Source organism: Fundidesulfovibrio magnetotacticus (assembly GCF_013019105.1).
In the GTDB taxonomy this organism is placed as follows: Bacteria; Desulfobacterota; Desulfovibrionia; order Desulfovibrionales; family Desulfovibrionaceae; genus Fundidesulfovibrio; species Fundidesulfovibrio magnetotacticus.
On sequence record NZ_BLTE01000001.1, the window covers coordinates 267,647 to 291,927 of the forward strand.

The following is a 24,281-nucleotide window of genomic DNA, read 5'->3' on the forward strand; positions in this document are numbered from 1 at the left end:
CTCGCGGTATGCTTACGGCAGAACACAAGACCACAGGAAGCACAGCATGACCCAGCACTCCGGACCTCAGGACTTCGCCCTGGACCCCGTCACCGCCGCGTGGCTCAAGGCCCGCCAGGACGCCAACCTGCCCCCCGTGGACACTCTCCCCGTGGATGCGGCACGCATGGGCCTCGAAACCGCCCAGGCCCAGCCCGTGGACAAACCCCGCGCCCTCTCCGACGACGTGACCATCCCCGGAGGCCCCACGGGCGCCGTTCCCGTGCGGGTGTTGCGCCCCTCGGGAACGCAGGGCAGGCTCCCGGCGCTCGTCTACATGCACGGCGGCGGCTGGGTTCTCGGCAGCCCCGACACCCACGACCGCCTCGGGCGCGACCTGGTGCAGGCCCTCAACATGGCCGTGGTCATGGTGCGCTACGCCCGCGCCCCCGAGGCCCGCTATCCCGTGGCCCTGGAACAGTGCCACGCCGTGGTCTCCTGGCTGGCGGAGCATGGCGAGGTCCTGGGCCTGGACTCGTCCCGCCTGGCCGTGGGCGGTGACAGCTCCGGCGGCAACCTGGCCGCCGCCACGGCCATCCTGGCCAAGCGCCGGGGCGGGCCGGACCTGCGCAGCCAGGCGCTCATCTATCCTGTCACCGACGCGGCCTGCGACACGCCCTCCTACGAGCGCTTCGCCGAGGGTCCGCACCTGACCCGCGGGGCCATGCGCTGGTACTGGGACCAATACTGCCCGGACGAGGCTGACAAAGCCCAGGACACGGCCTCGGTGCTGCGCGCCGACCCTGAAGCCCTCACGGGACTGCCCCCGGCCCTGGTGCTCACGGCCGAGGTGGACGTGCTGCGAGACGACGGCGAGCGCTACGCCCGTCTGCTCACCCGGGCGGGCGTGGAAGTGCAGGCCCTGCGGCTCCTGGGCGCGCTGCACGGTTGCGCGGCGCAGAACCCGCTGGCCGCCACCCCTCCCGCTCGCGCGGCCGTGGCGGCCGTGGCGGCCTTCGTGCGACGCTGCATGGCTTAACTTCTTGAGATTCTTCGTCGGCTGCGTCGCCGGGAAAAGGCCGGGACCACACTCCGTGGAGATACGTTTCGCGCCCGACCTCTTCCCTGCCCTTTGCCTGCGCGCTGGCCTTGATAAGGCGGCAGGCAGCGACTTTTTCCACGAGCCGCCTACCAGGCGACCAAGCAAGAAGCGCCCCTCGCGGGGCGCTTCAGCTTGAAGACAAACCCCGAAGCGGGGTTTGTGAGATACGCTCACGGGCGGCAAAGCCGCCCTGCTCCAGGCTGCGCTTCGCGCAGGGCGCTTCTTGTCGATGCCGACTCTCGACGACGGGGTGAGAAGGCGATCCCGGGGCGTCAGCCCGGGCTCACCTCAACTCGTACCCCACGCGCGTGAACTCGCAGCAGAGGCGGAAGTGGAACCGCTCCGTCACGTACATGGAGCCCACCTGGCGCATGGGGGTCTGCACTTCGTCCACCTTGACCCCGTCCCGGTAGAACACAAGGACCAGCTTGAACCCGCCGGAAGCGAAGCGGGGCTTCGAGGCGGCGGCGAGGGTGAACGAACCCGTGAAACTGTAGGTCCTGGGGGCGTCTTCCTCGATCTTCCCCACAAGATTGCCGTGCTCGCCGGACACGGTGACCTTGTGCACGGGCCCGGCGGCGAGGGCTGCCGGGGAGAACGCGAGGAGAGCCAGCAGCGCGAACGCCGCGAGAGGGAAAACCGTCTTGCGCATGGGGCAAACTCCCGATGCCCGCGTCCCGTTGGGCGGCGCGGCCCAGAGCGCGGGGTTCAGCACGCCAGTTTTTTCATGAGCCAGGCCATGTTCCGGCCCAGGTCGCGCATGGTTTTCATGCCTTCCTGGTCGCCTTCCACCTGTCCGATGTCCCGCCCGAAGCCGAAGTTCCAATAACTCGAACCGGGCACGACCATCTGGCTGATGAAGAAGAAGGCGTTGAGCGAATTGAAGGTCTGCATGCCGCCGCCCCGGCGCTGGCTCACCACGGCCGCTCCCGTCTTGCGGGCGAACATGTCGCCGTTGGCCCGGGCCACCATCCCCGCGCGCTCGATGACGGCGCGAAGGCCCGCCGTGACGTCGGCGAAATACGTGGGAGAGGCCAGGATGACGCCGTCGGCCTCCAGCATGGCCTCGATGAGCCCGTTCAAGGCGTCCTTGGTCACGGCGCAACGCTTGTCCTTGCGCTTGAAGCACTCGTAGCAGGCCACGCAACCCGAGAGCTTCAGGCCGTGCAACTGCTCCATGCGCGTCTCGATCCCCTCGTTCTCAAGTTCCTCGAACACGGCGCGCACCAGGATGGCGGTGTTGCCGTCCTTGCGCGCGCTGCCGTTGATGGCCAGCACCTTCATGCTTCCTCCGGTCGCGGATTTGCTCCGCCTGGTTACGCCTTGGGCCGGTTGCCGCTGCGTCGCCGGCACGAAGACGCCCGGCGGGCCGCCCGGTGGGGACGGTCCGCCGGGCGCGGTGGTTCGCTGATCGGCAGGGCAAGGCCCGCTGCCGCCGCGCACGGGGGGACCAGGAATGTGGCGCCATCCCGGGCCCGCACGGCCGCACCATACAACGAAATCCCGTCCCTGTCTCCCGGGGGAGGGCCGACTAGAAGCCCAGCTCCTCGTTGATCAGAATCACGGTGGTGCGCTCCTTGGGGGCGCATTTGACGTGGATCGTCCAGGTGTTGCAGATGCGCTCGGGCGAGGGGCAGTCCTCGCAGCGGTGGGTGGCGGTGCAGGGGGTCTTGCGGGAGAGCCTGGCGGCGTTCACGGGGGCCGCCACGTCGCGGATGCGCTCCATGGCGGCGTATTCGTCGGGGCAGATCTTGTTGCGCCCCGCAAGCACGATCACCTTTTTGGGGCCGAATGTCAGAGCGGCCACGCGGTTGCCGGTGCCGTCCAGGTTCACCAGCGCGCCCTGGGCCGTGACGGCGTTGGTGGAGGTGATGAAGAGGTCGCAGAGCAGGGCCTGGCGACGCAGTTCGATCATCTCCGCCGGGGGCAGGGCATAGTTGTAGGTGTCGAAAAAGGCGAGCCCGGGCAGGGCCTTCACCTGGTCGTAGAGGCCGGACTCGGTGATGGTCATGGAGCCGCCGAAGGCAACGGAGCCGGGCTGTATCCGCGGGATGAGGGTGTTCAGGACCAGCTCCTTGGCTTGCTGCATGTCGGCGGCCACGTGGGCGGCGAAGTTGTTCTTGCGCAGGGCCTTGGCGGTCTCTTCCAGACGGGCGAGATAATGCTCATTGAGTTTCGGATGCATGGCTTGTCCTTGTTGACAGAAGGGTTGCAGGGCTTTACTCCTCAGGGGCTTTACCGCCGGGGCAGGGGCAAGTCTAGTGTCCTGGATGTAAGCTACCCTTGACACCCAGGCCGATCGAGGCTATGAAGCCAAGTTCCATTTTTCACCCCGACACGACGGAGACCATGCATGAGCAAGAGAACATACCAGCCGCACAACACCAGGCGCAAACGCACCCACGGCTTCCTGGTGCGCTCCCGGACCAAGAACGGCAGGGCGATCATCCGCCGCCGCCGCGCCAAGGGTCGCAAACGCCTGGGCGCCTAGGGTTTCCCAAGTCCCTTCATCTGGTCCGGCGCTCCGACTTCCTCGCCTGTTACGAGCGGGGCTGGCGCCACCATTCGCGGGGCTTTCTGCTTTTCGTGCTCGACCGGCCAGCCCCCGGCCCCTGGAGGCTGGGGATGGCCGTGAGCCGAAAGGTAGGACATGCCCCCACACGCAACCGGGTGAAGCGGCTTTTGAGGGAATTCTTCCGGCTCCACGGCCCGGCGATTCCGGGCGGCATCGACATCGTAGCGGTTCCCAAGAAACAGCTGGACGTGCACGGCCTGACGCTCAAGCTCCTCACCGAGGACCTCGAGCCGGTACTTGAGAAAATCCAGGCCCGACGGAACCGCAACGCAAGCCGCCCAGACGCCTGAAGCCCGGCCGGACGGGTCCGAAGGACCCACAATCCGGGCCGCGAGGCCCGGTTCGGGATACTATGCAAAGGCTTCTGTTGGCGCTCATCGCCGTGTATCGGTACTGCCTTTCTCCTTTGATTCCTGGGCATTGCCGGTTCATTCCATCCTGCTCGGAGTACGCCCGCGAGGCGTTGCTCCGCCACGGCCCCTTGCGGGGGTCGGTCCTTACCGCTTGGCGCATCCTGCGTTGCCAGCCCCTTTGCGCTCCCGGCCTCGATCCCGTCCCACAAACCTTCTGCCGTGGCGCCTTCTCGCGCCCGAGCCCGCGGCACGCCGCGAAATAGGACGTATTCCATGGACAACAACAAGCGCGTTCTGCTGGCCATCGCCCTGTGCCTTGGCGTCCTCATCGCCTGGCAATACTTCTTCCCCCAGAACTCCCTGATCCAAAAGGCCCCGGACCAGCAGGCCCAGCAGCAGGGCCAGAAGGCGGAATCCAAACCCGCCGCCAAGCCCGACCCGTCCATGGCCCAGGCGGAGCCCCTCCCCGGCTCGCCCATCGTGGTGAGCACCCCGCTCTACAAGGCGACCCTGCTCACCTCCGGCGGCGTGCTCCAGCACTTCACGCTTTCCAAGTACAAGCTTTCCCTGGACCAAAACTCCCCCAACATGGACCTCGTTTCGGCCCAGGCCGCTTCCAAGGCCCCCATGGGGCTTATCGTGGACGGCAAGGCCTCCTGGCGCGACGCCGCCTGGACCACCGACGCCAAGGACACCACCCTGGCCCCCGGCTCCACCGCCACTCTCACCTTCACCGGCGCGGTGGGCGGCATCACCATCAAGCGTGAACTGACCTTCCACGCCGACAAGTACGAGATCGACGAGGCCGTCACCCTGGTCTCCCAGGCTCCGCAGGTCTCCAAGCTGGCCTTCACCCTGGCGGCCGGCAGCCTCACCGGCGGCGAGGCCAACTACAACCCCACCCGCGCCGCCTTCTACACCAAGAGCCTCGAGGAAATCACCGGACTGGACGGCCTCAAGGAAGGCAAGATCGTCGATTCCGGCCAGTGGGCCGCCGTGGAGAGCAACTACTTCATCTCCGCCCTCATCCCGGCCTCCCCCGCCCTGCTCAAGCTCCAGCACGTGGACGGCGTCACCCGCCTGGCCGCCGAGCGCGACAACATCTCCCTGGCCGCCGGAACGCCCGTCAAGGTGCAGAACAGCTACTACCTCGGCCCCAAGGAGCGCTCCACCCTGGCCCAGGCCCCAGGCAACCTCAAGGCCGCCCTGGACTACGGCTGGTTCCACATCCTGGCCGAGGGCTGCCTCTGGCTGCTGCACTTCCTCTACGGCTACGTGCACAACTACGGCCTCGCCATCATCATCCTCACGGTGCTCATCAAGGCAGCCTTCTGGCCGCTCTCCCAGAAGAGCTACAAGTCCATGGAGAAGATGCGCCAGATCCAGCCCCTCATGGCCGCCATCCGCGAAAAGCACGGCGAAGACCGCACCAAGATGAACGAAGAGCTCATGCAGCTCTACAAGACCTACAAGGTCAACCCCGCCGGCGGCTGCCTGCCCATCATGGTGCAGATCCCCGTGTTCTTCGGCCTCTATCAGGCCCTGCTCAACTCCATCGAACTGCGCCACGCGGCCTTCATCGCCAAGCTGCCCTTCACCGACCTGCCCTGGCTGGCCGACCTCTCCGCCAAGGACCCCTACTACATCACGCCCCTGATCATGGGCGCGACCATGTTCATCCAGCAGAGGATGTCCCCCCCCGTGGGCGACCCCACCCAGGCCAAGATCATGCTCTTCATGCCCGTGGTGTTCACCTTCATGTTCCTCAATTTCCCTTCCGGCCTCGTGATCTACTGGCTCGTGAACAACGTGCTCTCCATCGCCCAGCAGGGAATGCTCATGAAGGGGAGCGCGCCCGCACAGGCCAAGAAGGCGTAGGGTGAAGCCATGAGCGATTTCAACACGTTCACCGGCAAGACCGTGGACGACGCCATCGGCGAAGCCTGCCGTTTCTTCGCCGTGGAACGCGACAAGCTGGAGGTGGAGATCGTCAGCGGCGGCTCCACCGGCATCTTCGGCCTCGTGGGCAAGAAGAAGGCCCAGATCAAGGCCCGCCGCCGCATTGATCCGGCCCTGGCCGCGCTCCTGGAACAGGACGCCAAGGCCGGACGCGAAGCAGCCGCCACGCCCCGCCCCGAGGCCCCAAGGCCCGCGAGGCAGGAAGCCGCAAGGCCAGAGTCGGCCCCCCAGACGCAGGACGCGACCGTGGCCCCCGCCGCGGTGGATGCCTCCCAGGAGGCCGCTCCCGCCGAGGCCAACCGGCAGGACTCGGCCCGCCAGGTCGATAATCGCCGGGAGCGCGGCAACGGGCAGCGCCCGGAAGGTCGCCGCGAGGGCGGACGTTCCCGCAACGGCGCCCGGCCCCAGGAGCGACGCGAGCCCCAGGCCGCTTCCGGCGACCAGCCCGAAGCGCGCGACGGCGAGGCCCAGGCGCGCCAGCCCCGGCGCGAACGCGGCGAGCGTCGCCCCCGGCAGTCCGCCCCCCGGCAGGGCTCGCCCCGCGACGAAGCCGCCCTGGACGCCATGGACGACGATGCTCCCGAAATCCACGACGACACCCCGGCCTCGCCGGAACTGCTCGCCCTGACCGGAGAGGTGATGAAGAAGCTCCTCACGCCCATCCTGGAGCAGGAGCCCGCCATGCGCATCGAGGGCAGCGCAGGCCGCGTGAGCGTGAGCGTCCTGGACGAGGAGCACTCCGGCCTGCTCATCGGCCGCGAGGGCCAGACCCTGGCCGCCCTCCAGTACCTGGCCAACCGCATCGTGGCCCGGGCATGGACCTCGCCGGTGCGCGTGCAGATCAACACCGGTGAATACCGCGAGAAGCAGGACGACAACCTGCGCCGCATGGCCCTCTACCTGGCCGACAAGGCCAGGAACCTGGGGCGCTCCCAGTCCACCAAGCCGCTCAGCTCCTACCACCGCCGGGTGATCCACCTGGCCTTGCAGTCCGACGAGACCATCCAGACCCGTTCCAAGGGCGAGGGGCCCATGAAGCGCGTGATCATCGTGCCTCGCAAGCCCAAACCCCCTTCCGAGTCCGAAGCCGCCCAGTAGGCGGCCCCTTCAATGTTCCTTCAAGGCCGGGCCATGCCCGGCCTTCTCTTTTCGCGCCGACCGGATGTCGTCCACGCGGGCTCCGATGGATCGGATGCGCCCGGCAATGACCCAACGGTGAAACCTTTTCACTGGCACGGACCCTGCTTTGCGTCCAACGGGGGAAGAATTTTCCCACACCGAAACGAGGCGGCCCCGGCCGCGCGAGTACGCAAAGGATCAGACATGACCGCAATCTCCTCGCTCTCTTCATACGGCTACGGCACGTCCCCCCTGGAAGCCCTTAAGAAGGCCCGGGAAGAGGACGCCTCGTCCCGCGCGCAAGCCAACCAGGCCCAGGGAACTTCCGGCGGCGACACGGCCAGCATCTCCGATACGGCCAAGGAGCTTTCGCGCATCATGGCCAAGGCCAAGGGTGAGAACTCCGGTGATTCCTCCGAAAGTCAGGATCCCATCGAGCGCATCAAGAAGAAGATCGACGAGTTGGAGAAGAAGATCGCCGCCGTGCAGCAGAGCCGCCTTCCCGACGGCGCGAAGCAGGGCATGGTGAAGGGCCTCGAGACGGAACTGGCCGCGCTCCAGCAGGAACTGGCGAGGATGATGTCCGAAGCCAAGTCCCAGACGGGTTCTTCCGCCGCCAAGGGATAGTCCGACCTTTCGCCGGGCCACGGACGGCCCGGTCACGCCCCGCCCGCCCCCCCGCGGCAACGGGCGTGGGCACGGCGCGCGCCTGCGCCCGTGCAACGCCAGGGATGGCTCCTCGGCAGGGCCGCGAAGGGCGTTCGCGGCCCGCCGCCGGAACACGCCGTCTCTTAGGCGTCGTCCGCGCCCTCCCCTTCGACCACGGAAGCCCCCGGATGCCTCTGCCACGCGCGACAAACCTTGCGCGGCGACTTGTTCCGCCTTGTCATTGTTCCGGGGCAGGGTCCGGCTTCTCCCGGGGTTGCTCCGCACCCGGAGCAGCCGGTCCCGCAGAATCCTGGCGGGAGCCCGGAGGAACCCGGCGCTCCCTTGGCAGGGCCAGGCGCACGCGCACGCCCTCGGGAACGGGCTCCAGCCTGGGCGCGGCGGCCTGGGCCTCCTTGTCTCGGAAATCCAGGACCACCCGGAACTTGCCGGGGTGCTCGCCCAGGCGCACGCGCTCGAAGGGGCCGCTCTCCACCGCGCCGGAACGCGCGCCGTCGGCCTTCCAGTCGCCCAGGATGTCCAGGCCCAGGCGCGCCGGGTCCCTGGCCTGAAAGACCACCACCTTCTCGGGCTGGGCGCTCGTGCGCACGGTCATCATCGCCTCGTCCCCGTCCACGACCACCTGCACCCCGAGCACCCTGCCGCCCTGGGCCTTGCCCTGGACCGCGTCGCCCTTGGGGGACGCCTCGGGCCGGGTCTGGCCCGGGGGCACGGCCGGAGCCGGGGCCTGTGCCGGAGCCGGGGCCTGTGCCGGAGCCGGGGCCTGTGCCGGGGTTTGCTCCCGAGCAATGGGCTGGTCCGGGGCCGGGGTTGGATCGACATCCGGGCCAGGGACCGGCGGCGACTCCGGCATGGCGGCAGGCGGGGCCCCCGGCGCTTCCGTGCGCGGGGCCGTCTCGTCCATGGGCGGCCCTGCCGCTTCGCAACGCGGGGAGTGCTCCCCGGCGGCCTGGGAAGCCGGAGGCGTCACGACTGCCGCTTCCGGGGCCTCCGCAGCTGGCCCTTCGGATGGTGGGGGAGCCGAAGCGTGCGGGACGGCAGCATCCGGGGGCCGGACGTCCGGGGCCGCCACGGGGGCCTCCTCCGCGACCGGGGCAGGCGGGGCTGGGGGCGTTTCGTCGGCGCGGGCGATGGTTCGAGGCTCCTGGGAGGGCCGGAGCGGCGCGGCGTCCGCAAGCGGCGCGGGGACGGCTTCACCGGCAGCCCGCGCCCCGGGGGGGGAAGCGGCCTCGCGCGCCGGAGCATCCTCTCCGGGGACGGCAGTGGGGGGGCTGTCGGGTCCCCCGGCAACGGACGGTGTGCCCGACGCGTCGGCAGGGGCGTTGGCGCTGGACGCGGCCTGGGCCTGGTCCGGCGGGGAGGCTTCAGCGACAGGGGCCTGCTCCGGCAGGGCCGGGCCGATCTCCACGCTGCGCCCGAGGCGCGCTGCCCGCGCGCTGGCGGGCGCGTCCGTCACCGGACCGGGCGCGAGCCGCCCGGCGCGGGCCACGGCGACCTCTACCGGCACGGGACGCGCTTCGGGCTCCGACGCTGGAGACAGCCCGGACGGCGCGCCCCCCGACCCGGCAGGGGCCGGGAGCGCAGGCCCGGACTGCACCGGACGCGCCGGGGCCTCCACGCGCTCCGCCTTCAGGGGCGCGCGCGGCTGGTAGCGGGCGATGCCCACGCCCAGCCCCACGGCCCCCGCCAGCAGGAGCGCCGGAAGCGCCAGCCCGGACCAGCGCGTCTTCACGGCCTAGATTCGCCCTTCAAGGCGGCGGGCGCTGGGGGCGCTCACTGCTTCGGGGCCTCCTCGGGCAGTTCGTGGGCGCTCTTGAGCCCGGACAGGTAGCCCACGATGCGCCCGGCGTCCTGCGAGAGGCGCATCCAGGTCATGAGGGCCGCGGCCTTGGGGCAGAGACTGCGCCCTCCGGCCATGTAGGCCTTCACCGGACCCGCCATGTAGAGCGCGTAGGCCGCCAGCACCGGCAGGACCCATACAGCCCGCCAGAACCCCATGAGCAGCATCTCCAGCCCGGCGGCGTAGAGGCCCAGGCGCAGAAGATGGCTCTTGGTGTTGGCCAGCGCCCGGCCGTCGGCCTCGGTGGCGCGGCGGCCTTCGTGGTAGAGCGCACGCGCGTCCGGGGCCAGCCGCACCCGGGCGGCCGCCGCGGAATGGGCGTGGGGCGCAAGCCCCGCATCCTCAAGGGCCGACACGGCGTGCGCGGCGTCCAGGGCCAGGAAACCGGGGCGCGCGGCCGCGATCTCCCAGGCCTGGCGGCCCAGGGCCAGGAAGCGCCCGCCGGCGGCCGGCGACACGCTGGCCCGGCAGGCCTCTTCGAGGGTCTCGGCCATGGGCTCGCAGGGGAAGACCGCCGCGTCCCGACCCGAAAGCGCGCCTGCCCGGGCGATAAAATCCGCCGCCAGCACGGCGGAGGCGTCGGCCACGGCCACGGCGTCGCCGTGCGCCAGGGCCGCGAGGGATTCGGGGGCCAGGGCCTGGAGGCTTGCGAACACGGCCCCCAGCGGGTGCACGCGCACGATGCTTTCGGCCCCGGCGGCTCGCCCCGTCAAGAGCACGATCACCTCGTCGGGCCTGCGCGTCTGGGCGGCCACAGAATCCAGGAACGCGTCCAGGCGGGCCGCGTCGTCGCCAACGGTTGCGATGAGGCTTATGGTCATGCCGGTGTCCTTTCTTTGAGGGGTTCGGGGTCCTCGACCCGATCCCGGATTGTCCTGTCCCCGCACGCGCTTGTCAAGAACGCTTTGGTTCCCTGCGGCCGGGAGCGACGAGCGCCCTCAGTGCAGCCAGGTTCATGCGGTCCTCTTCCAGGTCCTTTTCCTTGTGCGTTTCCAGGATCATGGGCAGCCCGGCCAGGAGGGGATGGTTCACCACGGCCGCGAAGCCCCCCTGCCCGATGGCCCCCTGTCCGATGTGCTCGTGCCGGTCCAGGCGCGACCCCAGCGCCCCCTTGCTGTCGTTGACGTGCACCAGGCGCAGCCGGGAGGCGTCCAGCCGGGCCAGGGCCGCGTCCAGCCCCTGCGGGGAACGCACGTCGTGGCCAGCCGCGAAGGCGTGGCAGGTGTCGAAGCACAGGCCCAGGCGATGGGCATGCCGGGAACGTTCGATGATCGCCCCCAGCTCGCCCAGGTCGCCCCCCAGGGTGGAGCCCTGCCCGGCCGTGTTCTCCAGTAGCACCAGGGGGCCTTCGCCGTCCGCCGCCTCCAGCGCGGCATCCAGGCTCGCGGCCGCGCGGTCCAGGGCCTCTTCCGTCCCCGAGCCCGTGCGCGCCCCCGGATGCAGGACCACCAGCCCGATCCCCAGGGCGCGGCAGCGTTCCAGTTCCGCCGCCAGGGCCGCCGTGGAGCGCGCGCTCAGCTCCTCGCCCGGCGCGGCCAGGTTGATCAGGTAGGAGGCGTGAGAGGCCACGGGATGCGGCCCCCAGTCCTCCAGGGCGCGGGCGAAGGCCTGGGCCTCGCCCGGAGACACGGGCGGGGCCTCCCATTGGCGCTGATTGCGCGTGAACAGCTGCAAGGCGTCGCCTCCGGCGGCGCGGATGCGCTCCACGGCGCGCGCAACGCCGCCGGCAGCCGACTCGTGAGCCCCGAAAATGCGCTGTTGCGTCTTCATCATGCCTCCCTGCCCCGAAATCTGTTGTGGAGTTCGCTTCGGGATGCTACCCAATGCCTCCCCGCAACCACGGTCGGAAGGCGCAGTCAGAAACCATATGTCCGGAACAGCATACGTAACCCTTTGGTATCCCAAACCCTCGGAAACCTTCGTGGTCGGCGAGGTGGCGGCCTTGCGCGAGCTGGGCATGCCCGTGACGGTCTACACCCTCTACGGGCGTCTGCGCCGCAACGTCAGCAAGGACATGGAGACCAAGTGCGCGCCCGTGCACCGGCTGGGCTGCGCCTCCATCCTGTCCATCCTCGCCTCGGTGCGCTGGTGGTGGAAGAACCGGCCCGACCTCTTGCGCGCGACCGCCCGCAAAGTGCTGGTCCGTTTCTGGCGCGACCTGGAGCAGACCGGCGAAAACGCCTGGGCTTTCCTGGCCGGGTGCCACCTGGCGCGGCTCTTCACCCAGGCAGGCGTGGAGCACATCCACGCGGGCTGGGCCAACGGCCCGGCCACGGCCGCCTGGACGGCCTCGCTGCTCACAGGCATCCCCTTCAGCTTTACCGGCCGCGCGGGCGACATCTACCCGCCCGACGGCGCGCTGGAGGAAAAAATCGCCGACGCCAAGTTCGTTCGCACCGACGCGGGCTTCAATGTGGACTACCTGCGCCAGTTCACCTGGGAAAAGAAGGACCGCGTCCACCTGGTGCGCAACATGCTCTCCTGGGACGTGCCCGCCCCGGCGGAGCTGCCCATGCGCGAGCCCTTTCGACTGCTCGCCATCGGACGTTTCGTCAAGACCAAAGGCTTCGACGTGCTCCTGGACGCCTGCGGCCTGCTCAGGGAGCGCGGCGTGGACTTCCGCCTCACCCTGGCCGGGTCGGGCGCCATCGAGGGCAAGCTGCGCGCCCAGGCCAAGCGCCTGGGCATCGAGGACAAGGTGGAGTTCCCCGGCTTCATCCTGCACCGCGACGTGCCGGAACTCATCGGCCGCCACGACATCTTCGTGATGCCCAGCAAGATCTCCGCAACCGGCGACCGCGACGGCCTGCCCACCGTGATCATGGAGGCCCTGGTGAGCCGCGTGCCCGTGGTGGCCACCGACGTGGGCGGCATCCGCGAGGTGATCGAGACCGGCGAGACCGGCATCCTCATCCAGCAGAAGAATCCCAAGGCCATGGCCGAAGCCATCCTCAAGCTGGCCGCCGACCGCGACGAAGCCGTGCGCATGGCCGAGAACGGCAAGGCCCGCGTGCTGGATTTCTACGACACCGCGCGCAACGCCCGCTCCTTCCACGACCTCATCACGCAGTGACCCGGGGCCGCGCCCCGGACCGAACGCAGACCCGGCGGACGAGCCCATGCCCCCCTCGCGGGGACATTCCCGCGCCGCTCCACGCCGCGTACGCCCACGGGGAACCCCATGCACATCTACGCCGACGCCGACGCGCTGCCCAACGCCATCAAGGAGATCCTCTTTCGCGCGGCCGTGCGCCTGCGCATCCCCCTGACCCTGGTGGCCAACAAGTTTCTGCGCACGCCCGATTCCAGTTACATCTCGGCCATCCGCGTGGGCCAGGGCTTCGACGTGGTGGACGCGGCCATCGTGGAGCGCGTCGCCCCGGGCGACCTGGTGGTCACGGCGGACATCCCCCTGGCGGCCCAGGTGATCGCCAAGGACGCCCACGCCCTGAACCCGAGAGGCGAGCTCTACACCAAGGACACCATCCAGAGCCGCCTGACCATGCGCAACCTGCTCAGCGAACTGCGCGACTGCGGCGTGGCCACCGGCGGTCCGCCACCCCTGGGCAACCGCGACCGCGAGGCCTTCGCCAACCAGCTGGACATCTTCCTGACCAGACACGCCAGGGAATGACGCGCCCAGCCGTGCTTCCCCGGCGCGCGGCGCAGGCCGCCTGACCAGAAACGCCGGGGGATGACGCGCTCGGGTGGTTGAAGAGAGGGTCCCTGAAGCTCAGGACTGCCAGGACACGCCAGGATGTGCAGCCTGCGGGGGGATGGCCCGCAAAAAGCCCCGGGCGGACCTCAACGCGCCAGCGCGCGTTCGACGGCCTCTGCATGGCGCTCGGCCACGCTCTCAAGGCTGTGCTCGGCCAGGGCCGTCTCGCGCCCGGCCGCTCCGAAGCGTTCCCTGAGCCCCTCGTCCGCCAGGACCTGCAGGAGTGCGCGCGCCAGGGCCTCCGGGTTCCGTTGCGGGACCACGAAGCCCGTCCGCCCGTGGCGGATCACCTCACCGACGCCCCCGGTGTCCGTGCCCACGCAGGGCAGACCCATGGACATGGCCTCCAGGAGCACGTTGGGCATGCCTTCGGCGACCGATGAAAGCACGGCCGCGGAGGCCCGGGAGAAGTGCCCTGTCGGATCGGGCGTGCCGGGCAGCAGCTCCATGCGCTCCCTGGCGGGGCTCGACTCCATGCGCGCCGCCAGGCGCTCGCGCAGCTCTCCGTTCCCCACCATGCGCAGCTTGACCTCGGGGCGTTCCCGGTGGACCAGCTCGAAGGCCCGCACCAGGGTCTCGTGGTCCTTCACAGGGCTCAGGCGCGCCAGGCAAAGGAGCACGGGGCCGGGCTCGCGCTCCCCGGGCCTGGGGACGAAACGGGCCGTGTCCACGCCGGTGGGGATCACGTCCACACGGTCTCCGGGAAGGTCGTAGCGCTGCGTCAGGGTGCGCTTGAGGGCGTGGGCGTTGCAAATGTGGCGGTGCGCCAGATGCTTGAGCAGGAACTCGTGCTGGCGGTGGAAGTCATCGCTGCCGCGGCAGTTGGCGATCACCGCCGGGACGCGCTCCAGGGCGCCGAAGACCCGGCCCCAGATGTTGGGCGTTACCGTGAGGGCCAGAAGCGCCTGGGGCCGGTGCAGGCGCAGGGCGCGCCACAGCCCCCACAGGGAGCGCGGCGTCACGGCCTTGCCCGGCGAAAGGGCGCGCACCGTGAGCCCCGCCGTACGGGCCTCCTCCGCGAAGCCGCCGCCTGAGAAGAGCGTCCAGATCTCCGTGTCGAAGCGCGCGGGGTCCAGCCGTTTGGCCAGCTCCACGGCGTGGCGCTGGGTGCCTCCCAGGTGGAGGTCCTGCAGCAGGAGGACGGTCTTGATCGGATGCATGGTTGTGTGAAATGACGGCGCGGTCCGGCCGGAACTCTCTACGCCATTTCTCTCCGGCCCGCCAAGGGAAATCCTTCATGAGCGCCCAGCACACCATCCTGCGCAAGTTCCTGCACCTGGCCACGGCCCAGTGGGTGCGCGACGGCCTGCACACCCTGCTCATCGTGGTCCTGGCCCGGGCCGGGGCCGGCACGTACGGCGAGTTCGTGCTGGCCTTCTCCCTGGCTCAGTTCATCCTCTTTCTTGGCGAATTCGGGCTCAACCAGCCCATGGTGGTGGCCCTCTCGCGCCAGTGGGGCGACAAGGGGCAGGTGCTGGCCCAGTACGGGCTCATCAAGATGGGGCTCTACGTGGCCGGGATGCTTGGCGTGGGGCTGTTCTGCCTGCTCCAGGGCTACACGGGGGGGCTGCTCTGGATGTCCCTGGGCATCTGCGCCGGGTGCGGGCTGGAGCCCCTGGCGGGCTCGTTCTACGTGGCGCTTCGCGTGAACCACCGCCAGGACCTGGAGGGCTACGTGCGCTCGGCCTCGGCGGCCCTGGGCTACGGCTACGCCCTGACGGCCCTCTTCCTGGAGTGGCCCGTGTGGAGCTTCGGCCTGTTCAAGGTGGTGGAGAACGTGGCCAGCCTGTGCGGCTCGGCCGCCCTGTGCCTGCGCATGGAGGACGTGAAGGGCCTCGCCCTGGGTCGGCGCGGCGTGGCCCGGGCCTGGCGCACGGCCGTGGGCGGCCTGGTGTTCGTGGGCATGGCCCTGGCGGCCATCGGCTACAACAAGGCCAACGTCTTCTTCCTGCAGCGCTTCGGCGGCTCCGAGGCCGTGGGCGCCTACGGAGTGGCCTGGGAGTTGGTGGACGGCGTGTCCAACCTGGCGGCGTCCCTCCTGCTCTCGGGTGTGATCTACCCCCTGCTCGTGAAGCTCTGGCGCACCGACCGCGAGGGCTTCGCCTCCCTGGCCCGGGGCAGCGCCCGCACGCTCACGGCCGCGAGCCTGCCCGTGATGGCCTTCCTGGCCATGGAGTGCGACCGCATCCTGCCCCTGGTGTTCGGCCAGGCCTACGCCCCCCACGCCTGGGTGGCGGCGTGGCTCGTGCCCTCCATCCTCATCGCCTTCCTGCACAACCTGGCCGCCTACATGATGCTGGCCTTCGGGCGGGAGCGCCTGCTCCTGGCGGTCTACACGGGGGGCCTCGCCTCGGGTATCGCACTGTGCTGGGCGCTCATCCCCTCCGCGCCTCTGGTCGGGGCGGCGCTCTCCATCGTTGGGGTCAAGGCCCTGGTGGCGGCGTGCACGGTGGGCTACTGCCAGCGCCGCGTGGGATTCTTCAAACTCCCGGAAATCCTCTCGATCCTCGCCTGTTCGGGCCTGGCCCTGCTGGCCTGGGCGGGCCTTTCCCGCATCGCCCCGCGCGAGGCGGCCGAGGCGGCGGCCCTGATGCCGCTGCTCTGGCTCCTCTGGCGCTGGCGGCCGCGCAAGGCCTCCTGAGCCCCTTCCCACGACGCTCCCCGGGGTTGCGCCTCCGGCCCAAGGGAGCCCACTTTGTGCGAACCGGCACAATTTATTCTTTTCTTTACCGTTGTGCCCTCTTTGGTCTAGAAAGGGGACATCCTCGCTTTCCGAAGCCTCTGCGCCCGGCAAGCCCGTGAACCATCAAGGAATCCGCCCATGACGCCAATCGACGCCGCATCCGGTGCAGCAACAACTACCGCCATGTCCCCCTGGGAGCCCGGCGGCATGGCGCTCACGGTCTTCGCCCTGCTGGTGGGGGCCGTGGTGGTCGTGCTTTTGCTCCTCACGCGCTACGTCAACCCGGCCCGGACCTCCCCCGAGAAGGACCGGCCCTACGAATGCGGCGTGATCCCCACGGCCGGGCACGGCTTCCGCTACCCCGCGCCGTTTGCCCTGGTGGCCATGGCCTTCCTGGTGTTCGACGTGGAAACGGCCTTCCTCTACGCCTGGGCCGTCTCCTTCGAGAAGCTCACGCCCGCGAGCTTCGCGGGCATCTGCGTGTTCATCGGGGTGCTCCTGGGGAGCCTCTGGTACCTCTGGCAGAAGGGAGGGCTCCAATGGGGCGCGCCGGTGAAGAGATGATGCGTCCGCCGCAGCCGAACGCCGTGGACCTGGCCGTGGACTGGTGCCGCGCCAACAGCCTCTGGCCCTTCTTCTTCGGGCTCTCCTGCTGCTTCGTGGAGGAGGCCACGGCCTTCACCTCCCGCTACGACATCGCCCGCTTCGGCTCCGAGGTGTTCCGGGGTTCGCCCAGGCAGTCGGACGTGCTCATCGTCTCGGGCACCATCTTCAAGAAGGTGGCCCCCGCGGTGCTGCGCCTCTACGAGCAGATGGCCGGTCCCAAATGGGTGATCTCCATGGGCTCGTGCTCCAACACGGGCGGCATGTACGACGTCTACTCCGTGGTGCAGGGCGTGGACCAGATCCTGCCCGTGGACATCTACGTGCCCGGCTGCCCGCCCAGGCCCGAGGCCCTGCTGCACGGGCTCATGGCCCTGCAGGAGCGCGTGAAGCGCGAGCGCCCCCTGCGCCCGCTGCTGGGCCTGCCGGGAGGCGTCCAGGGCGGACGCACCGAGCACCTCGTGGACGGCGTTTCCAAAAGCATGGACACGCGCGGCCCCGGCTTCGCGGGGTCCCTGGCGCGCGGCACGGCCGCCGCGCCCCCGCACTTCGAGGGCAACCGCTCCCGCCTGATGTGGACGCCCCCCGCCGCGCGCATCGAGGTGACCCAGCGCGACAGGACCCTGGCCGAGACCCTGGCCGAGCGCTTCGGCCCCGGCATCGAGCAGCAGGAACCCGTCTCGGACATGCTCACCCTGAGCGTGCCCCGCGAGAAGGCCCACGACGTGCTGGCCTTCCTCAAAACACGCCCCCGCTCGCCCTACCGCCGCCTGGAAGACGTGACCGCCGTGGACGAATCGGCCCGGCAGTCCAGGGAAGGCCGCCCCGATTTCCACCTGGTGTACACCCTGCTCAACTTCCGCGAGGCCGCGAGGCTGCGCCTGAAGGTCCCCCTGGCAAAGGACGGCCCGGCCCCCGACAGCGTGACCGACCTCTGGGAAAGCGCCGACTGGTACGAGCGCGAGGTCCACGACATGTTCGGCGTCGGCTTCGCCGGGCACAAGCGCCTGCGCCCGCTCATCGCGCCGCCCAACTGGCCGGGGCATCCGCTGCTCAAGGGGCACCCGCGCCGGGCCACGCTCATGAAGCCCTTCACCCGGGAGGATCTCCCGGCCCTGGAGCCCGTGGACGCCCTGGAGCTTCTGGGCAGGCCTCTGGACGACGAGGAGATGCTCCTCAACTTCGGCCCCCACCACTACGGCACCCACGGCGTGATGCGCTACGTGCTGGCCCTGCACGGCGAGACCATCAACGCCATGGACATCGAGATCGGCTACCACCACCGGGGAGTGGAGAAGATCGCCGAGCACCAGCACTGGCATCAGTTCATCCCCTACACCGACCGCGTGGACTATCTCTCCGGCGTGGCCAACAACCTCTCCTACGTGATGGCCGTGGAGCAGCTGGCGGGCATCCGGGTCACGGACCGGGCCTGGGCCATCCGGGTGATGCTCTGCGAGTTCTTCCGGCTCTCCAACCACCTGCTCTTCTACGGCACCCTGGTGCAGGACCTGGGGCAGATGTCCGCCATCTTCTACAGCTTCCGCGAGCGCGAGATGGTGCTCGACATCATCGAGACCATCACCGGCGGGCGGCTGCACCCCTCCTGGCTGCGCCTGGGCGGCGTGGCCCAGGACCTGCCCGCAGGCTGGAAGGACATGGTGGACCGCTTCATCAAGGTCTTCCCGGCGCGCATCAAGACCTACGAGGCCCTCTTCAAGGACAACCCCATCTTCGAGGCGCGCACCAAGGGCGTAACGGCCGTCACCCGCGAGCAGGCCATGGACTGGGGCATCTCCGGCCCCAACCTGCGCGCCTGCGGCGTGGACTGGGACCTGCGCAAGAAGATGCCCTACGGCCCCTACCCATCGCTCAACTTCGACGTGCCGACAGGAACCACCGGAGACTGCCACGACCGCTACCTGGTGCGCATGGAAGAGATGCGCCAGAGCCTGCGCATCATCGAGCAGATCGCGGCCGACATGCCCCCCGGACCCGTGGCCAGCCCCGACTCCCGCTACTGCCTGCCCGACAAGGCGCGCAGCCTCAAGGACATCGAGAGCGTGATCCACCATTTCGTCAACGTCTCGCGCGGGCCGACCATGCCGCGCGGCGAGTGCTACCACGCAACGGAGGCCCCGCGCGGCGAGCAGGGCTACTACGTGGTTTCCGACGGGCTCACCACGCCCTACCGCCTGCACATCCGCTCGCCGGGCTACGCCAACGTCCAGGCCGCGCGTTTCTTCACGCCCGGCCACACCATCCCGGACCTGGTGGCCACCCTGGCCTCCCTGGACTACATCCTGCCGGACATCGACCGCTGAAGGAGCGAGCCCACGCATGCTGCCCGACGAGCTGGAAAAAACCCTGGACGGCTTCGTCCACCACGCCGACCACCTGCGCGAGGCCGCCGTGGACGTGCTCTACGCCCTGCAGAACCACTACGGCTACCTCTGCGACGAGGCCCTGGAAGAGGCCGGACGACGCCTGGACATGACCCCCGCCGAAGTGGAGGAGCTGGCCACCTTCTACGACTTCCTCTACCGAGAACCCGTGGGCCGCTACGTGATCCACGTCTGCGACGGCGTGGTCTGCTGGATGCACCGCGTGGACGGCGTGTTCCGCCACCTCCAGGACGTGCTGGGCATCGAGGTGGGCGGCACCACCCCCGACGGCATGTTCACCATCCTGCCCACGGCCTGCATCGGAGACTGCCAGAACGCCCCGGGCATGCTGGTCAACGGCAAGTACTACGGCAGGCTGACCAACGAGAAAATCGACGAGATCCTCGCCCGGCTGCGCGAACACGGCGAAGAGATCGTGGTGTGCAGGTGAACCATGGCTGAACCGGTCCTGTTCAAGCACCGTCGCGGCAGACGCCACGCCTCCCTGGAAGACTACGTGGCCGACGGCGGCTACGAGGGCCTGAAGAAGGCGCTCGCCTCCATGGCCCCGGCCCAGGTGATCCAGGAAGTGCTCGACTCCGGCCTGCGCGGCCGGGGCGGCGCGGGCTTCCCCGCCGGGCGCAAATGGGGCGGCGTGCCCCCTGACGGCGAGCACCCGCGCTACATGCAGTGCAACGCCGACGAGATGGAGCCCGGAACATTCAAGGACCGCCTGATCATCAACGCCGACCCCCACCTGCTCCTCGAAGGCATGGCCCTGGGGGCTTACGCCATCGGAGCCTCCAAAGGCATCATCTTCATCCGCCCCTCCTACGAGCTGGAGGCGGAACTGCTCACCCTGGAGATCGAGCGGGCCAGGGAGGCCAACTTCCTGGGCCGCAACATCCTGGGCACGGACTTCTCCTTCGACATCATCGTGCACCGCTCCGCCGGCCGCTACATCTGCGGCGAGTCCGGGGCGCAACAGCGCGCCGTCATGGGCGTGCGGCCCAACCCCATCGAGACGGGGTACCGCTCCGCCGTGCGCGGCCTGTGGAACAAGCCCACCGTGGTGAACAACGTGGAGACCCTGGCCCACGTGCCGGGCATCGTGCGCAACGGGGCCGCGTGGTTCAAGGGCCTGGCGCTCACCCCGGGCGGAGACGGCACCAAGCTCTTCCCCGTCTCCGGCATGGTGGCCAACCCCGGCTGCTTCGAGCTGCCCTCGGGCGTCACCCTGCGCGAGATCATCTTCACCCACGCCGACGGCATGCTCCCGGGCAAGCGCTTCAAGGCGGCCCTGCCCGGCGGCACCTCCACCAAGTTCATCCCCGAGCGCCTGCTGGACATGCCCATGGACTTCCAGTCCATGCGCGAACAGGGCTACCGCCTGGGCACAGGCGCGGTCATCGTCTTCGACCAGGACACCTGCCTGGTGGCCGCCACGCTCAACATGATGCACTACTTCGCACGCGAATCCTGCGGCTGGTGCACCCCCTGCCGCGACGGCCTGCCCCTGGTGCTGGACCTGCTGGGACGCATCGAGGAGGGCTCCGCCACCCGCGAGGACGTGGCCGAACTGGGCCGCACCGTGGCCTTCATGGACCACGCCAACTGCGCCTTCGCGCCCGGCGCGGCCGAACCCGTGCTGGCGCTCCTGGAACACTTCATGGACGAGGTGGAGGCCCACCTGGACGGCAAGGGCTGTCCCTTCAGCGCCCAGCCCGCCCTGCCCTGGCGGGGCGAACCCCAGCGGGTGTTCACCTGGCCCGGCGAGCCCGAGGGGGCCTGCCCCGGCGCGCGCCCCAGACCCAAACCCAGGCGGATCGTCTCATGCCCGATCTGATCATCGACGGACTCAAGGTGAGCGTCCCGACGGGGACGCTGGTCATCGACGCGGCCGAGCGCCTGGGCGTCATGATCCCGCGCTTCTGCTACCATCCGGCCCTGGGCGGCGTGGGCTCCTGCCGTATGTGCGCCGTGATGTTCGCCGACGGACCCGTGAAGGGTCTGCGCATGAGCTGCATGGTCAAGGCCCAGGACAAGATGGTGGTGGACACCGGACACCCCGAAGTGCTGGAGTACCGTGAGCACATCGCCAAGCTGCTCATGCTCCACCACCCGCACGACTGCCCGGTCTGCGACGAGGGCGGCCACTGCCTGCTCCAGGACACCACCATCTCCTGCGGCCATTCCCTGCGCGCCTTCCAGGGCAGGAAGCGCACCTACCGCAACCAGGACCTGGGCCCCCTGGTGGCCCAGGAGATGAACCGCTGCATCCACTGCTACCGCTGCGTGCGCTACTACCAGGAGTTCGCGGGCGGCCGCGACTTCGGGGCGCGGCGCATCGCCGGCGGCGTGAGCTACGGCCGCTACCAGGAAGGCGCGCTCGTGAGCGTCTTCGCGGGCAACCTGACCGAAATCTGCCCCACCGGCGTCTTCACCGACAAGCCCTCGCGCCATCAGGCCCGCCACTGGGACCTGGAGCGCGCCCCGGGCGTGTGCCTGCACTGCAGCCTGGGCTGCTCCGTGGAGGTGGACGCCCGCTACCGCCGCGTGGTGCGCATCGAGGCCCGCTACAACCCCGAAGTGAACGGCCACTTCATCTGCGACCGGGGACGCCACGGCTACGAATACGCAAGCCTGCCCCAGCGGCCCCGCCAGGCCCTGGTGGACGGCGCTCCCGCCCCCATGGACCAGGCCCTGGACGAGGCCGCGCGCCGCCTGCAGGCCGTCACGGCGGCCCACGGACCGGGCGCGGTGGCGGCCCTGGGCTCCTCGCGCCAGAGCCTGGAGAGCCAGGCCGCCCTCAAGCTCCTGGCGGCCCGGGCCGGATGGCCCGCCCCGGAGTTCACCACGGGCAGCCACCGCAAGCGCAACATGCTCTCGGCCGTGCGCGGCCTCTCGCCGGAACTGCGCGTCTCCCTGGCGGACATCGCCCGGGCCGACGCCGTGCTGGTGGTGGGCGCGGCCCCCCTCTCCGAGGCCCCCATGCTGGCGCTCTCCCTGCGCCAGGCGGCCCGCAAGGGCGCTGCCGTGGCGGTGATCGACCCCCGGCCCGTGGAGCTGCCCCTGCCCTTCACGCACATCCCCTCCCGACGCCACGACATGGAAGCCGCCCTGGGGGCCGTGCTGCGCCGCGCCTTCCCCGACCCAGCCGACGAGGAGCGCGCCTTCCTGGAGGCCTTCACGGGCGAGATGCCCGAGGCCCACGCAGCACCCGGCTGGGAGGCCTTCGCCGATCAGCTGGGCCGCGCGGCCTTCCCGGTGGTGGTCTGCGGCTCGGACATCGTGCGCCTCTCCACCCCGGACCTGCTGGCCGGCGCCGCCGAACTGATGCGCCGACGCCTGGGCCGGGCCGGGTTCTTCCCGGTGCTGGCCGGGGCCAACGCCTTCGGCGCGGCGCTCATGAACACCAACGAGGAGACAAGCTTCGACGACGTGCTGGAAGGCATCGAGTCCGGGCGCGTCAAGGCCCTGGTCTGCCTGGAGGCCGACCCGGTGGGACGCTTCGCCGCCAGCTCGCGCGCCTTCGACGCCCTCTCCCGCCTGGAACTGCTGGTGGCCGCGGACTGCCTGCCCTCGCGCACCATGGCTCGCGCCCACGTCTTTCTCCCCACCCGCACCGTCTTCGAGGCGGGCGGGCACTACGCCAACCAGGAGGGCCGCATCCAGCGGGCGTACCCGGCCCACGCCTGCGGCACGCCCCTGGCCCAGTCGCTGGAGCGCGGCCATCCCTCCCACGACTTCGCCCTCCAGGCCCCGGGATCGGCCCCCCTGGCAGCCCCCGACCTGGCCCTGCGCCTGATGGATGCCCTGGGGCTGGACCCGGCTCCCGCCGCATCGGACGCCTGGAGCCTCATGGCCTCGGCCCTGCCCTGCCTGGAGGGCCGCCTCCCGGACGAGCCGGGCTTCCTCTGCTCCCCGCCCGGCATCGGGCTCGCGGCCAGGCCCTCGCCCGTGCCGGAGAACCTGGCCGTCGACCTGCTCATCACGGAGCAGGCCTTCGGCACGGAAGAGCTTTCCAGCTACGGGTCCATCCTCAAGGCCCTGGCCCCGCACCCGCAGGTGGTGCTCCACGAGGAGGACGCCGCCACCATCGAGCTGCGCCAGGACGAGCAGGTCCACCTGGCCTGCGCCATCGGCGACGCCCACTGCTTCGTACGCATGGCCGCCAACATGGCCCGCTCCACGGTGGTGGTGCCGCGCAGGCCCGACTCCGGCTGGCAGTCCGCCGTGGCCCGGGGGTACATCGTGGAGCTTTCCCACCTCGAAAAACGGGGCGAGGGCTCCGGGGAGGAGGCGTCATGACCCTTGTCCTCGCGGGATGGGCCGTGCTCCTGGCCAAGATGGTGGTGCTGCTGGCCCTGGTGCTCGCGGGCGCGGCCTACCTGGTGCTCGTGGAGCGCAAGCTCCTGGGGAGGCTCCAGCAGCGCTTCGGCCCCAACCGGGTTGGCCCCTTCGGCCTGCTCCAGCCCCTGGCCGACGGCGTGAAGGCCCTCCTGAAGGAAGACCTCGTGCCCCAGGGCGCGGACCGCTTCCTCTTCCTGGTGGTGCCGGGCCTGCTGCCCCTGGCGGCCATCCTGGCCTTCGCGGTGGTGCCCTTCGGGTCGGACCTGACCTTCATGGGCCAGAAGGTCCCGCTGGTGCTGGCCGACCTGGACGTGGGCCTGCTCTTCGCCCTGTCGCTCTCCTCGGTGGGCGTCTACGCCCTGGCCCTGGGCGGCTGGGCCTCCAACAGCAAATACAGCCTCCTGGGCGCGGTGCGCGGCATCGGCCAGATGATCAGCTACGAACTGCCCCTGGGCCTCTCCCTGGTGCCCATCGTGATGCTGGCCGGAACCATGAGCCTCACGGGCATCGTGGCCGCCCAGGCCGACCTGCCCTTCATCGTGCTGCAGCCCGCCGCCTTCGCGCTCTTCTTCATTTCAGCCCTGGCGGAAATCAAGCGCGTGCCCTTCGACCTGGCCGAGGCAGAAAACGAACTCCAGGCCGGATTCCACATGGAATACTCCGGCATGCGCTTCGCCCTGTTCTTCCTGGGCGAATACGTGAACATGATCTTCCTGGGCGCGCTGGCCGCCGTGTTCTTCCTGGGCGGCTGGCACGGGCCGTGGCTGCCGCCCATGGCCTGGATGCTCCTCAAGACGGCCGTGATGCCCGTGCTGCTCATCTGGATCCGCGCCACGCTGCCGAGGCTTCGGCCGGACCAGCTCATGCGCCTGTGCTGGGTGTGGCTGGCCCCCCTGGCGCTTCTGAACATCGTGGCCACCGGGGCGATCATGCTCCTGAGAGGTTGA

Annotated in this window: 22 protein-coding genes and 1 pseudogene; 16 read left to right on the plus strand and 7 right to left on the minus strand. The window is 69.9% G+C overall.

Annotation, left to right across the window (positions count from 1 at the left end):
- The first annotated feature begins 46 nt into the window (after nt 1-46).
- Nucleotides 47-1,018, plus strand: coding sequence for an alpha/beta hydrolase (locus NNJEOMEG_RS01265; RefSeq protein ID WP_173080517.1), 972 nt, complete (start codon nt 47-49; stop codon nt 1,016-1,018).
- 346 nt (nt 1,019-1,364) lie between these two features.
- On the opposite strand, the gene NNJEOMEG_RS01270 is transcribed toward NNJEOMEG_RS01265, so the two are convergent.
- From NNJEOMEG_RS01270 to NNJEOMEG_RS01280, 3 genes are all read right to left on the minus strand, one after another.
- Entirely contained in the window at nt 1,365-1,733 is a 369-nt protein-coding gene (locus tag NNJEOMEG_RS01270) for a hypothetical protein (protein WP_173080519.1), read from the minus strand.
- Between the two features lie 56 nt (nt 1,734-1,789).
- Nucleotides 1,790-2,365 carry a flavodoxin family protein gene (locus NNJEOMEG_RS01275; RefSeq protein ID WP_173080521.1) on the minus strand — a complete coding sequence of 192 codons (576 nt, stop codon included), beginning with the start codon at nt 2,363-2,365 and terminating at the stop codon, nt 1,790-1,792.
- 247 nt (nt 2,366-2,612) lie between these two features.
- A complete protein-coding gene (locus NNJEOMEG_RS01280) occupies nt 2,613-3,266 on the minus strand; it encodes a lactate utilization protein (RefSeq protein WP_173080523.1) in 654 nt (217 codons plus the stop codon).
- Between the two features lie 168 nt (nt 3,267-3,434).
- On the opposite strand from NNJEOMEG_RS01280, the gene rpmH reads away from it, so the two are divergent.
- The 6 genes and pseudogenes from rpmH to NNJEOMEG_RS01310 all read left to right on the plus strand — a co-directional run bounded on the left by rpmH (nt 3,435) and on the right by NNJEOMEG_RS01310 (nt 7,714).
- A complete protein-coding gene (gene rpmH / locus NNJEOMEG_RS01285; protein ID WP_173080524.1) occupies nt 3,435-3,572 on the plus strand; it encodes a 50S ribosomal protein L34 in 138 nt (45 codons plus the stop codon).
- Nucleotides 3,573-3,586: 14 nt separating this feature from the next.
- Nucleotides 3,587-3,946, plus strand: a pseudogene (rnpA, locus tag NNJEOMEG_RS01290) (ribonuclease P protein component); the annotation flags it as partial.
- Between the two features lie 62 nt (nt 3,947-4,008).
- A complete protein-coding gene (yidD, locus tag NNJEOMEG_RS01295) occupies nt 4,009-4,272 on the plus strand; it encodes a membrane protein insertion efficiency factor YidD (RefSeq protein WP_173080525.1) in 264 nt (87 codons plus the stop codon).
- A gap of 10 nt (nt 4,273-4,282) precedes the next feature.
- Nucleotides 4,283-5,887: a membrane protein insertase YidC gene (gene yidC, locus NNJEOMEG_RS01300; protein ID WP_173080526.1), complete on the plus strand. Its 1,605-nt coding sequence runs from the start codon at nt 4,283-4,285 to the stop codon at nt 5,885-5,887.
- A 9-nt stretch (nt 5,888-5,896) separates the two neighbouring features.
- The gene (locus NNJEOMEG_RS01305; RefSeq protein WP_173080527.1) at nt 5,897-7,066 is read left to right on the plus strand and encodes a protein jag; all 1,170 of its coding nucleotides are present in this window, start codon (nt 5,897-5,899) and stop codon (nt 7,064-7,066) included.
- Nucleotides 7,067-7,291: 225 nt separating this feature from the next.
- A complete protein-coding gene (locus NNJEOMEG_RS01310) occupies nt 7,292-7,714 on the plus strand; it encodes a hypothetical protein (protein WP_173080528.1) in 423 nt (140 codons plus the stop codon).
- A 259-nt stretch (nt 7,715-7,973) separates the two neighbouring features.
- On the opposite strand, the gene NNJEOMEG_RS01315 is transcribed toward NNJEOMEG_RS01310, so the two are convergent.
- The 3 genes from NNJEOMEG_RS01315 to NNJEOMEG_RS01325 all read right to left on the minus strand — a co-directional run bounded on the left by NNJEOMEG_RS01315 (nt 7,974) and on the right by NNJEOMEG_RS01325 (nt 11,366).
- Nucleotides 7,974-9,485, minus strand: a complete 1,512-nt coding sequence (locus NNJEOMEG_RS01315) for an AMIN domain-containing protein (RefSeq protein ID WP_173080529.1) — start codon at nt 9,483-9,485, stop codon at nt 7,974-7,976.
- Between the two features lie 41 nt (nt 9,486-9,526).
- On the minus strand, nt 9,527-10,414 hold the full coding sequence (locus NNJEOMEG_RS01320) for a hypothetical protein (protein WP_173080531.1): 888 nt from the start codon (nt 10,412-10,414) through the stop codon (nt 9,527-9,529).
- Between the two features lie 73 nt (nt 10,415-10,487).
- A complete protein-coding gene (locus tag NNJEOMEG_RS01325) occupies nt 10,488-11,366 on the minus strand; it encodes a deoxyribonuclease IV (protein ID WP_235956786.1) in 879 nt (292 codons plus the stop codon).
- Between the two features lie 94 nt (nt 11,367-11,460).
- Here NNJEOMEG_RS01325 and NNJEOMEG_RS01330 point away from each other — a divergent pair, with 94 nt between their 5' ends.
- Together NNJEOMEG_RS01330 and NNJEOMEG_RS01335 are read left to right on the plus strand one after the other, a co-directional pair.
- The gene (locus NNJEOMEG_RS01330) at nt 11,461-12,666 is read left to right on the plus strand and encodes a glycosyltransferase family 4 protein (RefSeq protein ID WP_173080533.1); all 1,206 of its coding nucleotides are present in this window, start codon (nt 11,461-11,463) and stop codon (nt 12,664-12,666) included.
- Between the two features lie 108 nt (nt 12,667-12,774).
- Nucleotides 12,775-13,227 (plus strand): YaiI/YqxD family protein, encoded by a 453-nt coding sequence (locus NNJEOMEG_RS01335; protein ID WP_173080535.1) that lies wholly within the window; start codon nt 12,775-12,777, stop codon nt 13,225-13,227.
- Nucleotides 13,228-13,397: 170 nt separating this feature from the next.
- Here NNJEOMEG_RS01335 and NNJEOMEG_RS01340 read toward each other — a convergent pair whose 3' ends face one another.
- Entirely contained in the window at nt 13,398-14,471 is a 1,074-nt protein-coding gene (locus tag NNJEOMEG_RS01340) for a glycosyltransferase family 4 protein (protein WP_173080536.1), read from the minus strand.
- Nucleotides 14,472-14,548: 77 nt separating this feature from the next.
- Here NNJEOMEG_RS01340 and NNJEOMEG_RS01345 point away from each other — a divergent pair, with 77 nt between their 5' ends.
- From NNJEOMEG_RS01345 to nuoH, 7 genes are all read left to right on the plus strand, one after another.
- A complete protein-coding gene (locus tag NNJEOMEG_RS01345; RefSeq protein WP_173080537.1) occupies nt 14,549-15,952 on the plus strand; it encodes a lipopolysaccharide biosynthesis protein in 1,404 nt (467 codons plus the stop codon).
- A gap of 180 nt (nt 15,953-16,132) precedes the next feature.
- Nucleotides 16,133-16,558, plus strand: coding sequence for an NADH-quinone oxidoreductase subunit A (locus NNJEOMEG_RS01350; protein ID WP_235956787.1), 426 nt, complete (start codon nt 16,133-16,135; stop codon nt 16,556-16,558).
- Nucleotides 16,534-18,921 carry an NADH-quinone oxidoreductase subunit B/C/D gene (locus NNJEOMEG_RS01355; protein ID WP_173080538.1) on the plus strand — a complete coding sequence of 796 codons (2,388 nt, stop codon included), beginning with the start codon at nt 16,534-16,536 and terminating at the stop codon, nt 18,919-18,921. The genes NNJEOMEG_RS01350 and NNJEOMEG_RS01355 overlap by 25 nt, the downstream gene beginning before the upstream one ends.
- Before the next feature lie 16 nt (nt 18,922-18,937).
- The gene (gene nuoE / locus NNJEOMEG_RS01360) at nt 18,938-19,432 is read left to right on the plus strand and encodes an NADH-quinone oxidoreductase subunit NuoE (protein WP_173080539.1); all 495 of its coding nucleotides are present in this window, start codon (nt 18,938-18,940) and stop codon (nt 19,430-19,432) included.
- 3 nt (nt 19,433-19,435) lie between these two features.
- Nucleotides 19,436-20,827 (plus strand): complex I 51 kDa subunit family protein, encoded by a 1,392-nt coding sequence (locus tag NNJEOMEG_RS01365; RefSeq protein WP_173080540.1) that lies wholly within the window; start codon nt 19,436-19,438, stop codon nt 20,825-20,827.
- A complete protein-coding gene (nuoG, locus tag NNJEOMEG_RS01370; RefSeq protein ID WP_173080541.1) occupies nt 20,815-23,292 on the plus strand; it encodes an NADH-quinone oxidoreductase subunit NuoG in 2,478 nt (825 codons plus the stop codon). Before NNJEOMEG_RS01365 ends, nuoG begins: the two co-directional genes overlap by 13 nt.
- On the plus strand, nt 23,289-24,281 hold the full coding sequence (gene nuoH / locus NNJEOMEG_RS01375) for an NADH-quinone oxidoreductase subunit NuoH (protein ID WP_173080543.1): 993 nt from the start codon (nt 23,289-23,291) through the stop codon (nt 24,279-24,281). The genes nuoG and nuoH overlap by 4 nt, the downstream gene beginning before the upstream one ends.